The organism is Ensifer meliloti, assembly GCF_030064585.1.
GTDB classification, from domain to species: domain Bacteria; phylum Pseudomonadota; class Alphaproteobacteria; order Rhizobiales; family Rhizobiaceae; genus Sinorhizobium; species Sinorhizobium meliloti.
Map to the genome: position 1 here is coordinate 2250208 of NZ_CP120365.1, position 15926 is coordinate 2266133.

Genomic DNA, 15926 nt, shown 5'->3' on the forward strand with positions numbered 1-15926 from the left:
CTTATCCTTTCACGGCGCCGGACATCAGCCCGCGGACGAAATAGCGGCCGGACACGATGTAGACGATGAGCGTTGGCAGGGCGGCGAGGATCGCGCCGGCGAAGTGGACATTGTATTCCTTGACCCCCGTTGACGAGCTCACGAGATTGTTGAGAGCCACCGTCATCGGCGTCGAATACGGCCCGGAGAACGAGGCCCCGAACAGGAAGTCGTTCCAGATATTGGTGAACTGCCAGATGACCGAAACGACGATGATCGGCCCTGACGACGGCAGCAATATCCGCCGGAATATCTGGAAGAAGCTGGCGCCGTCGATCTGCGCGGCACGCACCAGCTCGGTCGGGAAGGCCTCGTAGTAGTTGCGGAAATAGAGCGTCGTGAAGCCGATACCGTAGACCACATGAACCAGGATCAGACCCCAGATCGAACCGGCGATGCCGAGAATACCGAGAATGCGCGCCATCGGGATCAGTACGATCTGGAAGGGGATGAAGCAGGAGAGAAGCAGCATGCCGAAGAAGATGTTCGCGCCGGGGAAGCGCCACTTGGTCAGCACGTAGCCGTTGAGCGCGCCGATGATCGTGGAGATCGCCACGGCCGGAACGACCATCAGGATCGAATTGATGAAGAAAGGTCGAAGGCCCGTCGGCTGCACGCCGATCTGCGCCGTCGACCAGGCCGAGAGCCACGGTTCGACGGTCCAGGTCTGAGGCAGGTTCAGCATGCCGCCTTGGCGAATCTCATCCAGCGGCTTCAGGGAATTCACCAGCATCACGTAGAGCGGCAGCAGCGAATAGAGTGCGAAGAGGATCAGCGCCGAATAGATCAGGGCGCGCGTCAGGCGGTTGTGCGAGATGACGTTCTCGGGATTGGGAGCGCCCATCAGCGTTTTCCTCCCCGGACTTCGGAATATAGATAGGGAACGATGATCGAGAAGATCATCACCAGCATCACGATCGCCGACGAGGCGCCGATCGCCATCTGGTTTCGGGTGAAGGTGTAGGAATACATGAAGGTCGCCGGCAGCTCGGTCGCCTGCCCCGGCCCGCCGCCCGTCAGTGCGATGATCAGGTCGTAGGCCTTGATGGCCAGATGGGCGAGGACGACAAAAGCCGAAAGGAAGACCGGCCGCATCAGGGGAATGATGATCCGCCGATAGATGGTGGGGGTCGTCGCCCCGTCGATCTGGGCGGCCTTGATGATCTCGTTGTCGACGCCGCGCAGGCCCGCCAGGAACATCGCCATGATGAAGCCGGTCGACTGCCAGACGGCGGCGATGACGACGCAGTAGATCGCGTAGTTGCGGTCCTTGATCCAGTTGAACGAGAAGCTTTCCCAGCCCCAGAGATGCATGGTGTTCTCAAGCCCGATCCCCGGATCGAGGAACCATTTCCAAGCGGTGCCGGTGACGATGAAGGAAAGCGCCATCGGATAGAGATAGATGGGCCTCAGAAATCCCTCAGCGCGGATCTTCTGGTCGAGCAGGATCGCCAGCGCCAGTCCCAGCACCGAGCAGACGGCGATGTAGAGCGTGGCGAAGATCGCCAGGTTGCTGACCGCGCGCCACCAATGCGGCAGGGCCCAAAGCCGGCTGTAATTGCTCAAACCCACGAAATTGTAGGACGGCAGCATCTTGCTGTCCGTCATCGACAGGAAGCCCGTATAGGCTATGAAGCCGTAGACGAACACCAGAACTATGAGAAAGCTGGGGGCGAGCACGAGCTTCGGCAAAAGCTCCTGCAGCCGGTTGCGGCTATCCATGTTTGCTACCACCGTATGTTTCGTTCGTGCCGCGGTCTGCCCCTCATCCGCCTGCCGGCACCTTCTCCCCGCATGCGGGGAGAAGGGGTATGCCGCGCCGCCTCCATCCCCTCTCCCCGCGAGCGGGGAGAGGGTTAGTCCTCGGGTTTAACCCGAGGAGAAGGGCAACTTCCCTCGCTCCGCCTTACTTCGCAGCCTCGACCGCCGCGACGAGTTCCGTCACCGCCTCTTCCGAGTTGAGTTCGCCGTTGAACTGGCGCGTGACCACGTCGTAGATCGCGTTCTTGACGGCAGCCGGATTGGCATGACCGTGGGCCATGGAGCCGAAAAGCGTGCCGTTGGTATTGGCTTCCGCGAGGTCCTTGATGCCCTTCTTGCCGCAGGCGTCGAAATCGGTATCGGGGACGTCGGTGCGGGCGGGAACGGAGCCCTTGACGACGTTGAAGGCCGACTGGAAGGCCGGGCTCTCGATTGCCGAGGCCATCTGCAGCTGTGCCGGAACCTTGTCTTCCGACACCTTGAACATCGCGAACTGGTCGGAATTGAAGGTGACCGAACCTTGCGTTCCGGGGAAGCGCATGCAGACGAAATCGGTGCCGGGCACCTTCTTCGCCTTCAGGAACTCGCCCTTCGCCCAGTCACCCATGAACTGCAGGCCGGCCTTGTTCTCGATGACCATCGCCGAGGCGAGGTTCCAGTCGCGGCCGGAGAAGTTGTCGTCCACATAGGAGCGCAGCTTCGTCATGCGATCGAAGGCTTCCTTCATCTTGTCGCCGCCGAGCGCCGCCGGATCGAGATCGATGAAGGCCTGCTTGTAGAAGTCGTTGCCCAGCGAAAGAACCACGGCGTCGAAGATCGTCGCGTCCTGCCAGGGCTGGCCGCCATGGGCGATCGGCGTGATGCCCTGCTCCTTGAACTTGTCGAGCAGTGCGATCAGCTCTTCCCAGGTCGTCGGTTCCTTGGCGCCGGCCTTGTCGAGCGCGCCCTTGTTGATCCAGACCCAGTTAGTCGAGTGAACGTTCACCGGCGCGGCGATCCAGTGGCCGTCATATTTGGAGAATTGCTGCAGGGCAGCCGGAACGACCTTGTCCCAGCCTTCCTTGGCGGCGACCTCGTCCAGATTGCCCAGCGCGCCTTCCTTGGCCCAGTCCAGAATGTCGAAGCCGAGCATCTGCACGGCCGTCGGCGCATTGCCCGCGGTGACGCGGGCACGAAGCACCGTCATCGCTTCGGTGCCGCCGCCGCCGGCGACCGGCATGTCGGTCCAGCTGATGCCCTTGCTCTCCAGGTCCTTCTTGAGGACGTCGAGGGCCGCGGCTTCGCCGCCGGACGTCCACCAGTGCAGTACTTCCACATTCTCGGCTGCACGCGCGGCTGTCGCCGCCAACATCAGTGCTGCAACAGCAGTCGTCGTCATGAACTTGCGCATCGTTATCCTCCCGTTTGCAAGTTTCCGAAGCGGAACCTCCTCCGCTCTTTTCTGGTACCGCCCGGTTCCCGCGGACGGCATGGCCTGCGACTAACATCACTCGGCCAATTCAAGACGTTACACCCTTTCGCCGATTACGAAACCTCACCCCTCCCCTTCCTCAGCGCGGCATCCACCAGTTGCTGCGCCGGCCGATATGCATGTTGAGCGTCTTCGTCTCCGTATAGTCCTCGACAGCATGGCGACCGAGCTCGCGGCCGAGCCCGGATTGCCGGAAGCCGCCGAAAGGCAGCTCGGATGCGCCATCCATGAAGGTGTTCATCCAGACCGTGCCGGCGCGTACGCGCCGCCCGATCGTCAGGCAGGTATCGAAGTCGCGGCTCCAGACTCCGGCGGAAAGCCCGTAATCGATCGAATTGGCGATGCGGATCGCCTCTTCCGTCTTCTCGAAAGTCAGAACGGAGAGAACCGGCCCGAAGACTTCCTCCCGGGCCACGGCCATTTCGGGCCGAACGGCCGACAGGATGGTCGGCGCCATGAACTGTCCCATGCCGAGATCGAGCGTGGTGCCGCCATGGGCTATTCTCGCGCCTTCGTTCGACGCCGAAGAAACATAGCCGGCGATCTTTTGCAGATGCTGCGGCGTAATGATCGCGCCGACCTGCGTTTCGGGGTCGAGCGGATCGCCGACCTTGACCTTGGCCGAGAGGCTGGCGATGCGCGCCGTCACCTCCTCGGCGATATCGCGGTGCAGGATCAGCCGCGAGCCGGCATTGCAGCATTCGCCGGCATTGAAATAGGCGCCGAAGACGGCCGCATCGATGAATTCGTCCAGGTTTGCGTCCGGAAAGACGATCTGCGGGTTCTTGCCGCCGAGTTCCAGCGAGACCTTCTTCAGGGTCTGCGCCGCATTCGCCATGGTCAGCCGGCCGATTCCGGTCGAGCCGGTAAAGGAGACCATGTCGACATGCGGGTGCGTGGTGAGCGGCGCGCCGGCCTCCGGCCCCGTGCCGACGATGATGTTCACGACCCCCTGGGGCACGCCGGCCGCTTCCAGGATTTCGCCGAGAACCAGCGTCGAGGCCGAGGTGAGTTCAGAGGGCTTCACCACCGTCGTGCAGCCGGCGGCAAGGGCGAAGGGAAGCTTCTGGCTGACGATCAGGAAAGGGAAGTTCCACGGCGTGATGATCGATACGACGCCGATCGGCTCGCGCAGCACGACGCCAAGCGTACCCTCCCCGAGCGTATTGTAGCTTTCGCCCGAGAGTTCGCGGGCAAGTGCTGCCGCATAGCGCCAGATGTCGGCGGCACCCGCCAATTCGCCCTTCGCCTGGCTGATCGGCTTGCCGGATTCGACCGCGTCGAGAAAAGCCAGCTCATCCGCTCGCGCGGCAATCATGTCGGCGGCCCTGAGCAGGATCAACGACCGTTCCGAGGCGGGCATGCGCGGCCACGGACCTTCGTCGAAAGCGCGCCGTGCGGCGGCAATCGCCCGTTCGGCATCCGCTTTCGCCGCCGCCTGATAGCGGCTGACGACGACGCCGTGACCCGGCGCCACGCGCTCGATCGTGCGGCCCTCGGCGCCATCCACCCACCGACCGTCGATCAACATCCGGAATTCGCGGGTCTCGTAGTCGCCGAGCGCCTTTGGCCTCACCACCACCGTCATCACCATTCTCCCTTGAAGCGGGCTTCACGCTTTTCGCTGAAGGCGGCTACGCCTTCCTTGAGATCGCCGGTCTTGGCGACGAGGATCGATCCCAACGCTTCCACCGCCGCGCCCTTGTCTTCGCCGCTGGCCGAGGCGATCATCAGCTTCGATATTTCGAGCGCCGCCGGCCCGCGGCCGGCGACCCGCGCGGCGTAGTCGCGCGCAGCCTGCATGACCGCGCCGGTCTCGACCACTGCGTCGATGAGCCCCTCGGCCCTGGCTTCCGCCGCCGAGAACATCTCGCCGCCGAGCACCATGCGGCGAACGATCTGCGCGCCGAAGCGCGCGACCAGGCGCTGCGTGCCCGACCAGCCCGGAACCATGCCGAGGCTCGTCTCCGGCAGGCCGATCTTCACCTGTTTTTCGGCCAGACGTATATCCGCCGCCGCCGCGAGCTCCAAACCGCCGCCAAGCGCATGGCCGTTGAGGGCCGCGATCACCGGCATGCGCAGCGTCGCGAGCCGCTCGAAAACGCGGTGGCCGAAACGCACCCAGTCATGGCCGAAGGCGGCTGGCTCCATTCCGCCCCAGGCCTTGATGTCGCCGCCGGCGGAAAAGGCCTTGCCCTCGCCGGTAAGGATCACGGCCCGCACGTCGCGCTTTGCCTCGACCGTATCGCAGGCCGAGTCGAGCGCTTTCAGCATGTCGATGTCGAAGGCGTTGAGCTTTTCCGGCCGTGCGACCGTCACGATCGCCATGGGGCCTTCGAAATCGACGCGGATGCGTTCGTCAGCCATCGGCGCCTCCCTTGAGCCGGCGCGGCGCCTTGGCGGGCAGCGTCAGGCCGATCGGCCCCTCGCCGAACAGCGCCGGATCCATCGGCTTCAGCGCGTCGGAGACGATCAGCGGAAACTCCGACTGGCCAAGGATATCCGTTTCGAGATCGACGCCCGGGGCGATTTCGGTGAGCATCACGCCCTCCGGGGTCAGTTTCATCACGCAGCGCTCGGTGACATAGGTGATGTCCTGCCCCTGCTCGACGGCGCGGCGGCCGGAGAAAGTGACGTGCTCGACCGCGTTGACGAGCTTCTTGAGCTTGCCTTCCTTCTCGATTACGAGCCGCCCATCGGCGACCGCCAGCTTCGCGCCCGCATTGAACATGCCGGAGAAGACGATCTTCTTCGCCCGCGCGGTTATGTCGACGAAGCCGCCCGCCCCCGCCGTCACATGCGGGCGGAAGCTGAGCTTCGAGACGTTGACGGAGCCGGTGCGGTCGATCTCCAGGAAGGAGAGCAGCGAAGCATCGAAGCCTGCGCCCTGGAAATAGGTGAACTGGTACGGCGACGGCATGAAGGCGTCCGCATTGGAAGCGCAGCCGAAGGCGAAATCGAGGAGCGGCACACCGCCGACGGCGCCCTGTTCGATGACCCAGGTGACTGCGCCGTGCAGACCCTCTTCGATGAGGATGCGCGGGACGTTGGCGGAAATGCCGAAACCGAGATTGACCGCACTGCCCGCCTCGAGCTCCTGGGCGACGCGCCGCGCGATCACCTTCTGGATATTGAATTCCGGCAGCCGGAAGCTGTCGAGCGGACGGAAAATCTCGCCGGAAATGGCGGGGTCATAGAGCGTCTGCGTCGTCTGCTTCTGATCGGGATCCACGACGACATAGTCGACCAGGACGCCCGGAACACGCACGTCATGAGGCTTCAGCGAGCCTTCCTTGGCAATGCGTTTCACCTGGGCAATGACGATGCCGCCATTGTTGCGCGCCGCAAGCGCCTGGTCGAGGCCGCCGAGATAGGCGCCCTCGTGTTCATAGGTGAGATTGCCGCGCTCGTCGGCGGTCGTCGCGCGGATGATCGCCACCTGCGGCGCGATCGCTTTGAAATAAAGCCAGTCCTCTCCCTCGAAGGCGATCTTCTTCACCACCGGTTCGGCGGCGGCGGACGCATTCATGGCGCAGCCTTCGCGCGACGGGTCGACGAAGGTGTCGAGCCCGACTTTGGTCATTACGCCGGGACGCTTCGCTGCCGCCTCGCGATGCATGTCGAAGAGAATGCCGGAGGGAATATTGTAGGCTGCCACCTCGTTCGCGCCGATCATCTGCCAGATCAGCGGCGGTTCGGCGCTCGACGGACCGGAAGGATAGGAGCCTCCGATGATCTTTTTCAGGAGACCCTTCCTGGCGATGTAGTCCACGCCCTTGATGCCGCTCATGTCGCCGGCGGCTATCGGATGCAGCGTCGTCAGATCGCGCGGATGTCCGGTCGCCTCGAAGCGCTCGCCGATCGCCTTCAGCATCAGGTCCGGGCAGCCAAGCCCGCTGGAGGAGGAGACCGAAACGACTGCGCCGTCCGGAATCAAGCCGGCAGCGTCCGCAAGCGAAATATGTTTGCCCGTCATGCGCATCAAAGTCCCGTTTCGATCTCGACGGCACCGCCGGTGGCGGCCGCCTTGACCACCGCAAGGCCAGTGGCGAGCGACCAGACGCCATCCTCACCGCTCGCCGACGGACGGCCATTGCCCCCGATCGCCGAATGGAAAGCCGCGATCGCCGTCTCGTAGAGATTGCGGTGGTCGAGCGGCAACTCGCTCTCGCCCTCCTCATTGCGCAGCACGACCGTGCCGACAGGCCGCTGCGTCATCACGTTACGGCCGATCAGCGATCCCGCGGTTCCGTGCACTTCGAGACCCGTCTCGGCAAATTTCGTGGTGAAGGCATCATGGAACTGGGCGATGACGCCGGAGCGGAAGCGGAGCACGCCCATGACCCCGTCCTCGAGTCCTTCTTTGCCCATGCCGGCGCTGTGGCTGATCGCGACGGCCTCGATCGGGTCGTCGTTCAGAACGAAGCGCAGCGTGTCGGCGTCGTGCACGGTGATATCGAGAATGACGCCGCCGCCCGCCTCCGGCTTGTCGAGCCGCCAGCCCTGGAGGTGCGGCGGCAGATAGACGGCATGGAAGACCCGCGCCGCGATCGGCCGGCCGATCCGGCCCGCGGCGATCGCTTCCCGCATGGCCCGATGCGTGGCGGCATTGCGCAAGTGATGATTGGTGCCGAGCACGACGCCGGCCTCACAGGCCTTGAGCACCATTTCACAGCCGTCATTGAGGTTCATCGCCAGCGGCTTCTCGCAGAGAACGTGCTTGCCGGCGCGGATCGCTGCCAGCGCCTGGCCGTGGTGAAGCTCGTTGGTCGTCGAGATGTAGACGGCGTCCACGTCGGGATCGCCGACGAGATCGTCGACGCTTGTCACAGCCTTTGCGATCCCGTTCTCCGCGGCATAGGCCTCTCCTCGTTCCGCGCTCGAGCTCATCACCGAGACGACTTCGCCGCCTGCGGCGCGGATGGCGCCGATTACCCATTCGCGCGCGATCGTGCTCGCGCCGATCAGTCCCCAGCGAATCATGACGAAATCTCCTTCACTCTGCGTCCGACGGCAGCGCCGCAGCTCTGGCGAATGGCGAGCCGAACCGGGCTGACAATCGCTTCCGGCTCGACACGGCCGCTATTGATCTGTTTCAAGAGCAGTTCCGCCGCACGCTCGCCCATGCCCTGCGGATCGACGGAGACCGTGGTCAGCGCCGGCACCGCGGTCTTGGCCTCGATCACGTCATCGAAACCGATCACCGCGAAATCCTCGCCGGGCTCCAGCCGGCGCGCACGCAGCCCGTCGCAGACGCCGAAGGCGACGGCATCGTTGAAGCAGAGAGCCGCGGTCGGCCGCTCCTTCAGCATCATCGCCTGCTCGATTGCCGTCACCCCGCCGGCGCGCGACGGCGCCGAACCGATGATGAGATCGTCTGAGACCTCGAGGCCCGCTTCCCGAAGGGCATCGCCATAGCCGCGCATGCGTGCTTCGAAGACCGCGGTATCGGCGAAGCCTCCGAGGAAGGCGACGCGGCGATGGCCACGCTCGACCAGGTGGCGCACGGCGGCAACGGCGCCGGCGTGATTGTCCGAAGTCAAAGAGGATACACCGGCGCCGGGAATGTCGCGCACGACGAGCACGACCGGAATGCCGGCGGCAACGAGCGGCGCGAGATCCGCGGCTTCCGTTCCGCGCGCCGGGGATATGATGAGCCCCGACACCCCGTGCTCGCGCATCGAAGCGATGACCTCGCGCTGGCGGTCGAGCTTCTCGCTCGTATTGGCGAGGAACTGCACGAAACCGGCCGTCTGCACGACCTCATCGACGCCGACCGCGAGCTCCGCAAAGAAGCTGTTCGTGAGATCGTTGACGACGATGCCGATGATCTTCGATCTCGCCTGGCGCAGATTGGCGGCGCTGCGATTATACACATAGCCGAGCTCACGGATCACTGCATTGACCTTCGCCCGCGTCGATTCATTGACGAGCGGACTTGCCTGCAGCACGAGCGACACGGTCGACTTCGACACGCCGGCGGCGCGCGCGATGTCGACAACCGTCACCCGCTCCTTCCCCATGAACATCCTCCTGAAAATTTCATCTCTCGCATTCTTAATAATTGGAACGTTCCAATTTCGTCAAGAGGCTTCTGCTCACATTCTTCTCCGATTTACGCCGGCGCTTGGCAATGCATGGAACTGCGGCGTTCCCTTAAGTGGCTGATATAGCTACTCCGAGGGGATTACCTCTTTCGGAAGGACGGAGATTCAAAAGGTGAGCGCCCCCTGCTGCGTGGAGAGAGTTTGATTTTCACCTTGAAATTTGGAACGGTCTAAATTATTCGATGCGATGAGCTAGAGGAGGACTTAAAGCCGATGACCAGCGTTTTTCTGCCACGCCAGGACGGTTCGCTCGAAGAGTACCGGCTTCGGGGCGAACCCATCACCCGGCCCGGCGCGGCCCCGGCCTTCAACCGCATCGCTTATGCGGCCGCGCATGTCGTTTCCGATCCGCTTCGCGATAGCGACCCTTGGGGCAATCCGGCGATCGACTGGGAGGCGACGATGGCCTTCCGCCATCACCTGTGGGGCCTCGGCTTCAGGATCGCCGAGGCGATGGATACCGCGCAACGCGGCATGGGACTTCCATGGCCGGCGGCGCAGGAACTGATCCGCCGCTCGCTCGCCGAAGCGCGAAGCGTTCCGGGCGCCGATCTCGCCTGCGGCGCCGGCACCGACCACCTTTCGCCAGCCGACGCGCGCTCGATAGACGATGTCATCGCCGCCTACGAGGAACAGGTCGGCTTCGTCGAGGCCGAGGGCGGCCGGGCGATCATGATGGCGAGCCGGGCGCTCGCCCGCGTCGCGCGCTCCCCCGACGACTACCGCCGCGTCTATGGCCGCATCCTGTCCCGGACGAAGGACAAGGTCGTACTCCACTGGCTGGGCGACATGTTCGACCCGCAGCTCAAAGGCTACTGGGGCTCGGAAGACTTCGGGCAGGCGCTCGAAACTGTGCTGGCCATCATCGGCGAGAACAGCGCAAAGGTAGAGGGCATCAAGATTTCGCTGCTCGACAACGCCAAGGAACTGGCGCTGCGCAGCCGGCTGCCGGAGGGCGTGCTCTGCTTCACCGGCGACGACTTCAACTATGCGGAACTGATCGAGGGCGACGGCAAGAAGTACAGCCACGCACTGCTCGGCATCTTCGACGCCGTCGCGCCGTCCGCCTCGAAGGCGCTCGCGGCCCTCGCCGAGGGTGATCTTGCGACCTTTCGCGGCGTCATCGAGCCGACCGTGCCTCTCTCTCGCAAGATCTTCGAAGCGCCGACGCAATACTACAAGGCCGGCGTCGTCTTCCTGGCCTGGCTGAACGGCCACCAACGGCATTTCACCCTGCCGGCCGGCCTGCAATCGGCCCGCGGATTGCTCCACTATGCCGACATCTTCCGCCTGGCAGATCAGGCCAATGTGCTCGACAAGCCGGAACTCGCGGCGGCACGCATGCGCAATCTGCTGGCTGTGCTGGGCGTGGAGCAGGCGTAGATCTCGCCTGATCGCGTCCTCATTTGGGCCGATTGAGCCCCTCATCCCGCTGCCGCGACCTTCTCCCCAAGCGGGGCGAAGGGGCGACGCCGCACCCTCCCGGTCCCCCTCCACGCCATAGGCGCAGCCGCAATGAGATCGCCCATGCGGCGCCCCTCTCCCCGCTTGCGGGGAGAGGGCTAGGGTGAGGGGGCAATTTTCCCGACTTAAACCTAGGCCGCCAGCCCCTTCTTCGCCAGCATCGCATCCGGGCTCGGCAGCTTGCCGCGGAAGGCCTTGTAGGCGTCTTCCGGATCGAGGGACCCGCCGACCGAATAGATATTGTCCTTCAGTCTGGCCGCCATCACCGGATCGAATGGATCGCCGGTCTCCTCGAAAGCCGCGAATGCGTCGGCGTCGAGCACCTCCGACCACATGTAGGAGTAGTAGCCGGCCGAATAGCCGTCGCCGGAGAAGACGTGAAGGAAATGCGGGCTGCGGTGACGCATGACGATCGACTGCGGCAGGCCGATCTTCTCGAGCGTCGCCGCTTCGAGCGCCATCGGATCGCCGACCGCTTCCGCCGTGTGATAGGCCATGTCGACGAGAGCCGAGGCGGTAAACTCGACCGTCGCGAAGCCGGAATTGAACGTCCGCGCCGCCAGCACCTTGTCGAGCAGCGCCTGCGGCATCGGCTCGCCGGTCCTGTAGTGCACCGCATATTTCCTCAGAATATCAGGCACCGTCAGCCAATGCTCGTAAAGCTGCGAGGGCAGCTCCACGAAATCGCGCGCGACACCGGTACCCGAAACCGAGGGATAGGTGACATTGGAAAGCATGCCGTGCAGCGCATGGCCGAATTCGTGGAAGAGCGTGCGGGCGTCGTCGATCGACAGAAGCGCCGGCTTGCCCTCGGCGGGTTTCGCGAAGTTGCAGACATTGTACACGATCGGGATTTCGCCGGTCTCGCCATTCTTGAGCTTCAGCCTGTGCTGCGATTGAAAGGAGCTCATCCAGGCGCCGGAGCGTTTCGAGGAGCGCGCGAAATAGTCGCCGAGGAAAAGGGCCGTAAGCCGGCCGGAGGCGTCGCGGATCTCGAAGACGCGGACGTCCGGGTGATAGGCGGGAATGCCTTTCTTCTCGGTCGCCGTGATGCCGAAGAGGCGCCGGGCAACGGCGAAGCAGGCGTCGATGATCTTCTCCAGCTGCAGATAGGGCTTCAGTTCGCTTTCCGAGAAGCTGAATTTCTGCGCCCTGAATTTTTCCCCATAGTGGCGCCAGTCCCAAGGCATGACCTCGTGGTTGCGGCCTTCTTCGGCAATGAGCGTTGCGAGGTCCGCCTCCTCTTCGCGAGCCCGCGCCACCGCCTTTTCCCATACCTGCATCAGCAGGCCGTTCACGGCTTCGGGCGTCTTCGCCATGGTGTTGTCGAGCTTCAGCGCCGCATAATTCTCATAGCCGAGCAGTTTCGCCTTCTCCGCCCGCAGAGCGAGCGTTTCGGCGATGATGCCGCGATTGTCGGTCTCACCGCCATTTTCGCCGCGCGCCGTCCAGGCCCTGAAAGCCTGTTCGCGCAGTTCCCGTCTTTCGGAGAAGGTCAGGAACGGCTCGATGATCGAGCGCGACAGCGTGACCGCGTATTTATCTTCCTCGCCGCGCTCGCGCGCGGCCGCCGCCATCGCATCTCTCAGGAAATCCGGAATCCCCGCCAGGTCCTCTTCGCTCGACAGGATCAGCGCCCAGTCCTTCTCGTCCGCGAGAACGTTCTGCCCGAACCGAGCGCCGAGACCGGCGAGCTTCTCGTTGATCGCCGCGAGGCGCTCCTGCTCGGGCTTGTGAAGCTTGGCGCCTGCCTTCACGAAGCTCTTCCAGTGGCGCTCCAGAACGCGCATGGCTTCGACATCGAGGCCGAGCTCTTCGCGTTTCTCCCACAATGCGTCGATGCGGCCGAAGAGTGCCGGATTGGTGCCGATCTTCGAATAATGACGCGACATCTTGGGCGCGATCTCGCGCTCCAGCGCCTGGATCACCTCGTTCGTATGGGCACCCGCCTTGCTCCAGAAGAGAGCGGAGACGCGCGAAAGTTCATCGCCGGCGATTTCCAGCGCGACGACGGTGTTGGCGAAGGTGGGATCCTCCGGATTGTCGGCGATGGCCTCGATCTCCGCCTCATGACTCGCCAATGCCGCGTCGAAGGCAGGCGCGAAATCCTCGTCCATGATCGCCTCGAACCGGGGCAGGCCCTCATGTCCGGTCCAGTTCACGAGGGCGGGGTTGAGCGAAGCAATGGTGGTCATCAGGATTCCTTTTCGAAATGCAGCGGGCGGGGGCGTAGCGCGAACCGCGAAGCAGGTGCTTGAAGTGGTCGATCGACGCCGGACCGTCAAGGTCTGCGCAGGCCGAAAAGGCCGGGCGCCGCGTGCCAGACCGCCTGCGCCGCGAAGCCGATGAAGAGCAATCCCGAGAGCCGGACGATCGCCAGCTCGTGGCGGCGATAGAAACGGCGCACCACGGATGCGCCGATAATCGCGATGAGAATGACGTCGGCGACCAGGAAGCCGACCAGCGACACGGCAAGCAGCATCGGCAGCGCCGTGAATTCCAGCGCATTGGCGGAACCCGCAAGAAGCGCCGTGAAGGTCGCGAGCGCGACCGGATAGCCCTTGGGGTTTGTGAGCCCGAAGACAAGTCCACGCCTGAGCGGCCGCTCCACCACCAACAGCCCCTTGTTGTCGCCCCTGGGGCGGGCGGTGAGCGCCGTCCAGCCGATCCAGGCGAGATAGGCGCCGCAGAGGAGCCCGAGCACGTCGAAGAGCGCCGTGCCGATCGATCGGGCACCGACGATGGCGACGAGCGCCAATGTCGACCAGAGAATGTCGCCGGCAAGATGACCGCCCATGAAGAGCGCGCCGGCCCTTCGGCCCTGGCCTGCTCCGATGCCCAGAAGCGCCAGGAAGGCGGGGCCGGGGATCAGTGTGTAGGAAAGCGCTGCGAGAAAGGCACCGAAAAGAAGCGTTTCGGACATGGCGAAATCCCCGGTTGAGTGCAGCCATTCGAGCGCCGGCGCGCGGTTCCGTCAAGCGGAAACAGGGTAGCCGTGACACAGCAGCACGCACAATTCTTTCGCAGACGCAATTTCCCTCGATACGAAGTTGCGCTAAGAACCCGGCCGAGTTTTCACGCGAGAAGGACTTTCCATGACTGTGCGCAATCTCTTCCTTCTGCCTGGCGACGGCATCGGCCCGGAAGCCATGGCGGAAGTCCGCAAAATCATCGCTTACATGAATGCCGAACGTGACGCCGGCTTCGTGACGGACGAGGGACTTGTGGGTGGGTCCGCCTATGACGCCCATGGCGCGGCGATCTCCGAAGGGGATATGGCGAAGGCGCTTGCCGCCGATGCGGTGCTCTTCGGCGCCGTCGGCGGACCGAAATGGGATGCGGTGCCCTACGAGGTGCGGCCGGAAGCCGGGCTCCTGCGCCTGCGCAAGGACCTCGAGCTATTCGCCAACCTGCGCCCGGCCATCTGCTACCCGGCGCTCGCCAACGCATCGTCGCTGAAGCCCGAGCTGGTCGAGGGCCTCGACATTCTCATCGTGCGCGAGCTGACGGGCGGCGTCTATTTCGGCGAGCCCAAGGAGATCGTCGATCTCGGCAACGGCCAGAAGCGCGGTATCGACACGCAGGTCTACGACACCTACGAGATCGAGCGCATCGCCGGGGTCGCCTTCGAACTCGCCCGTACCCGCAACAATCGCGTCTGCTCGATGGAAAAGCGCAACGTGATGAAGTCGGGCGTGCTCTGGAACCAGGTCGTGACCGAGACGCACAAGGCGAAATATTCCGACGTCCAGCTCGAGCACATGCTGGCTGATGCCGGCGGCATGCAGCTCGTGCGGCAGCCGAAGCAGTTCGACGTGATCGTCACCGACAACCTTTTCGGCGATATGCTGTCGGACGTCGCCGCCATGCTGACCGGCTCGCTCGGCATGCTGCCCTCCGCCTCGCTCGGCGCACCGGATGCCAAGACCGGCAAGCGCAAGGCGCTCTACGAGCCCGTGCACGGCTCGGCACCCGACATCGCCGGCACGGGCGTCGCCAACCCGATCGCCATGATCGCTTCCTTCGCCATGTGCCTGCGCTACTCCTTCAACCTCGTGAAGGAAGCCGACGACCTGGAGAAGGCGATCGCCAACGTGCTCGATCAGGGCATCCGCACCGGCGACATCATGGCGGAGGGCTGCCGGAAGGTCGGTACCGCCGAGATGGGCGACGCGATCCTCGCCGAGTTCAAGAGCCTCTCGGCCTGACGGCTGCGCTTTCGCGCAATTGTCCCTGGAGAACGGCACCTCCGGCTTTGCCGGGGGTGCTTTGCGTTTGCGGGGTCTTGATTTTGCCGGCCGCGCCTTCACATCCATAAGGCGAAGGAAGGAGCAAAATGAACCGACCGCTTTCACTGACCGTCTGGATCTGGCTGATGACGGTCGTCCTCGTCGTCGCCTTCACCCCTTTCGACCCGCATCTGTCCGAATGGGCGCAAGGTCTGCCGGAGGAGATCGTCGGCTTCAATCGCGCCATCACCGATATCGGCACCTTCGCCTGGATGATCTACAGCTCGGCCTTGCTGCTGCTGATCGCCTTCGTCGTCAGGCGATCCTCCGCGCGCGACACCTTGCGGCAGAGGGCGCGCGCGGCGCGCAATCTTTCCGCCTATTTCCTGCTGACGATCGGCACGGCGAGCGTGCTGGTGCACGGCCTGAAATTCCTGATCGGCCGTGCCCGTCCCGAACTCCTTGCCGATTACGGCCCCTACAGCCTCACGCCCTTCACCGGCGACACGCTGTTCGAAAGCTTCCCGTCGGGACATTCCACGGCGGCCGGCGCCTTCTTCGGCGCCTTCGCGATGGTGATGCCGCAGCTTCGGCCGCTGTTTCTGCTGCTGGCCCTGCTTGTCGGCATCTCGCGCGTCGTCGTCGGCGCGCATTACCCGAGCGATGTCGCCGCCGGCCTGCTGCTCGGGCTCTGGGTCGCGCTGATGATGGCTTTCGTCTTTGCCCGGCAGGGCTGGCTGTTCAAGCTCGGTGCGGCCGGCTGGCCTGTGCTGAGGCATGTGGAGCACGAGGCCAAGGAAAGGGGAGCCGAGTAAACCAAATAAAAAGCCGGCGCGGAAGCCGCGCCGGAGTCAG

13 protein-coding genes are annotated in these 15926 nt (G+C 64.1%); 3 read left to right on the forward strand and 10 right to left on the reverse strand.

Translation table 11 applies throughout. From position 1 onward, the window contains the following. Position 1: 1 nt before the first annotated feature. From PZL22_RS17825 to PZL22_RS17860, 8 genes are all read right to left on the reverse strand, one after another. Positions 2 to 883, reverse strand: coding sequence for a carbohydrate ABC transporter permease (locus tag PZL22_RS17825; protein ID WP_003535874.1), 882 nt, complete (start codon positions 881 to 883; stop codon positions 2 to 4). After that, a complete protein-coding gene (locus PZL22_RS17830) occupies positions 883 to 1761 on the reverse strand; it encodes a carbohydrate ABC transporter permease (protein WP_003535875.1) in 879 nt (292 codons plus the stop codon). Before PZL22_RS17830 ends, PZL22_RS17825 begins: the two co-directional genes overlap by 1 nt. A 184-nt stretch (positions 1762 to 1945) precedes the next feature. Continuing rightward, complete coding sequence (locus PZL22_RS17835) at positions 1946 to 3190, reverse strand: ABC transporter substrate-binding protein (RefSeq protein WP_003535881.1); 1245 nt, start codon at positions 3188 to 3190, stop codon at positions 1946 to 1948. Between the two features lie 160 nt (positions 3191 to 3350). Beyond that, complete coding sequence (locus tag PZL22_RS17840) at positions 3351 to 4859, reverse strand: aldehyde dehydrogenase family protein (protein WP_015008001.1); 1509 nt, start codon at positions 4857 to 4859, stop codon at positions 3351 to 3353. Next, positions 4859 to 5638 (reverse strand): enoyl-CoA hydratase/isomerase family protein, encoded by a 780-nt coding sequence (locus PZL22_RS17845; RefSeq protein ID WP_003535884.1) that lies wholly within the window; start codon positions 5636 to 5638, stop codon positions 4859 to 4861. Before PZL22_RS17845 ends, PZL22_RS17840 begins: the two co-directional genes overlap by 1 nt. Next, on the reverse strand, positions 5631 to 7253 hold the full coding sequence (locus tag PZL22_RS17850) for an acyl CoA:acetate/3-ketoacid CoA transferase (RefSeq protein WP_003535886.1): 1623 nt from the start codon (positions 7251 to 7253) through the stop codon (positions 5631 to 5633). Before PZL22_RS17850 ends, PZL22_RS17845 begins: the two co-directional genes overlap by 8 nt. Then, positions 7253 to 8254, reverse strand: a complete 1002-nt coding sequence (locus PZL22_RS17855) for a 1,5-anhydro-D-fructose reductase (RefSeq protein ID WP_003535887.1) — start codon at positions 8252 to 8254, stop codon at positions 7253 to 7255. Before PZL22_RS17855 ends, PZL22_RS17850 begins: the two co-directional genes overlap by 1 nt. Then, positions 8251 to 9294 (reverse strand): LacI family DNA-binding transcriptional regulator, encoded by a 1044-nt coding sequence (locus PZL22_RS17860; RefSeq protein ID WP_003535888.1) that lies wholly within the window; start codon positions 9292 to 9294, stop codon positions 8251 to 8253. Before PZL22_RS17860 ends, PZL22_RS17855 begins: the two co-directional genes overlap by 4 nt. A 297-nt stretch (positions 9295 to 9591) precedes the next feature. Here PZL22_RS17860 and PZL22_RS17865 point away from each other — a divergent pair, with 297 nt between their 5' ends. After that, on the forward strand, positions 9592 to 10761 hold the full coding sequence (locus PZL22_RS17865; RefSeq protein WP_003535889.1) for a dihydrodipicolinate synthase family protein: 1170 nt from the start codon (positions 9592 to 9594) through the stop codon (positions 10759 to 10761). A gap of 212 nt (positions 10762 to 10973) precedes the next feature. Here PZL22_RS17865 and PZL22_RS17870 read toward each other — a convergent pair whose 3' ends face one another. Both PZL22_RS17870 and PZL22_RS17875 read right to left on the reverse strand, forming a co-directional pair. Further along, a complete protein-coding gene (locus tag PZL22_RS17870) occupies positions 10974 to 13037 on the reverse strand; it encodes a M3 family metallopeptidase (RefSeq protein ID WP_003535890.1) in 2064 nt (687 codons plus the stop codon). 86 nt (positions 13038 to 13123) lie between these two features. Then, positions 13124 to 13765 (reverse strand): LysE family translocator, encoded by a 642-nt coding sequence (locus PZL22_RS17875; RefSeq protein ID WP_003535891.1) that lies wholly within the window; start codon positions 13763 to 13765, stop codon positions 13124 to 13126. Positions 13766 to 13937: 172 nt separating this feature from the next. Between PZL22_RS17875 and leuB the strand changes: the two genes are divergently transcribed. Both leuB and PZL22_RS17885 read left to right on the forward strand, forming a co-directional pair. Further along, complete coding sequence (gene leuB / locus PZL22_RS17880) at positions 13938 to 15050, forward strand: 3-isopropylmalate dehydrogenase (RefSeq protein WP_003535893.1); 1113 nt, start codon at positions 13938 to 13940, stop codon at positions 15048 to 15050. 128 nt (positions 15051 to 15178) lie between these two features. After that, entirely contained in the window at positions 15179 to 15886 is a 708-nt protein-coding gene (locus tag PZL22_RS17885) for a phosphatase PAP2 family protein (RefSeq protein WP_003535894.1), read from the forward strand. The last annotated feature ends 40 nt before the right edge of the window (positions 15887 to 15926 follow it).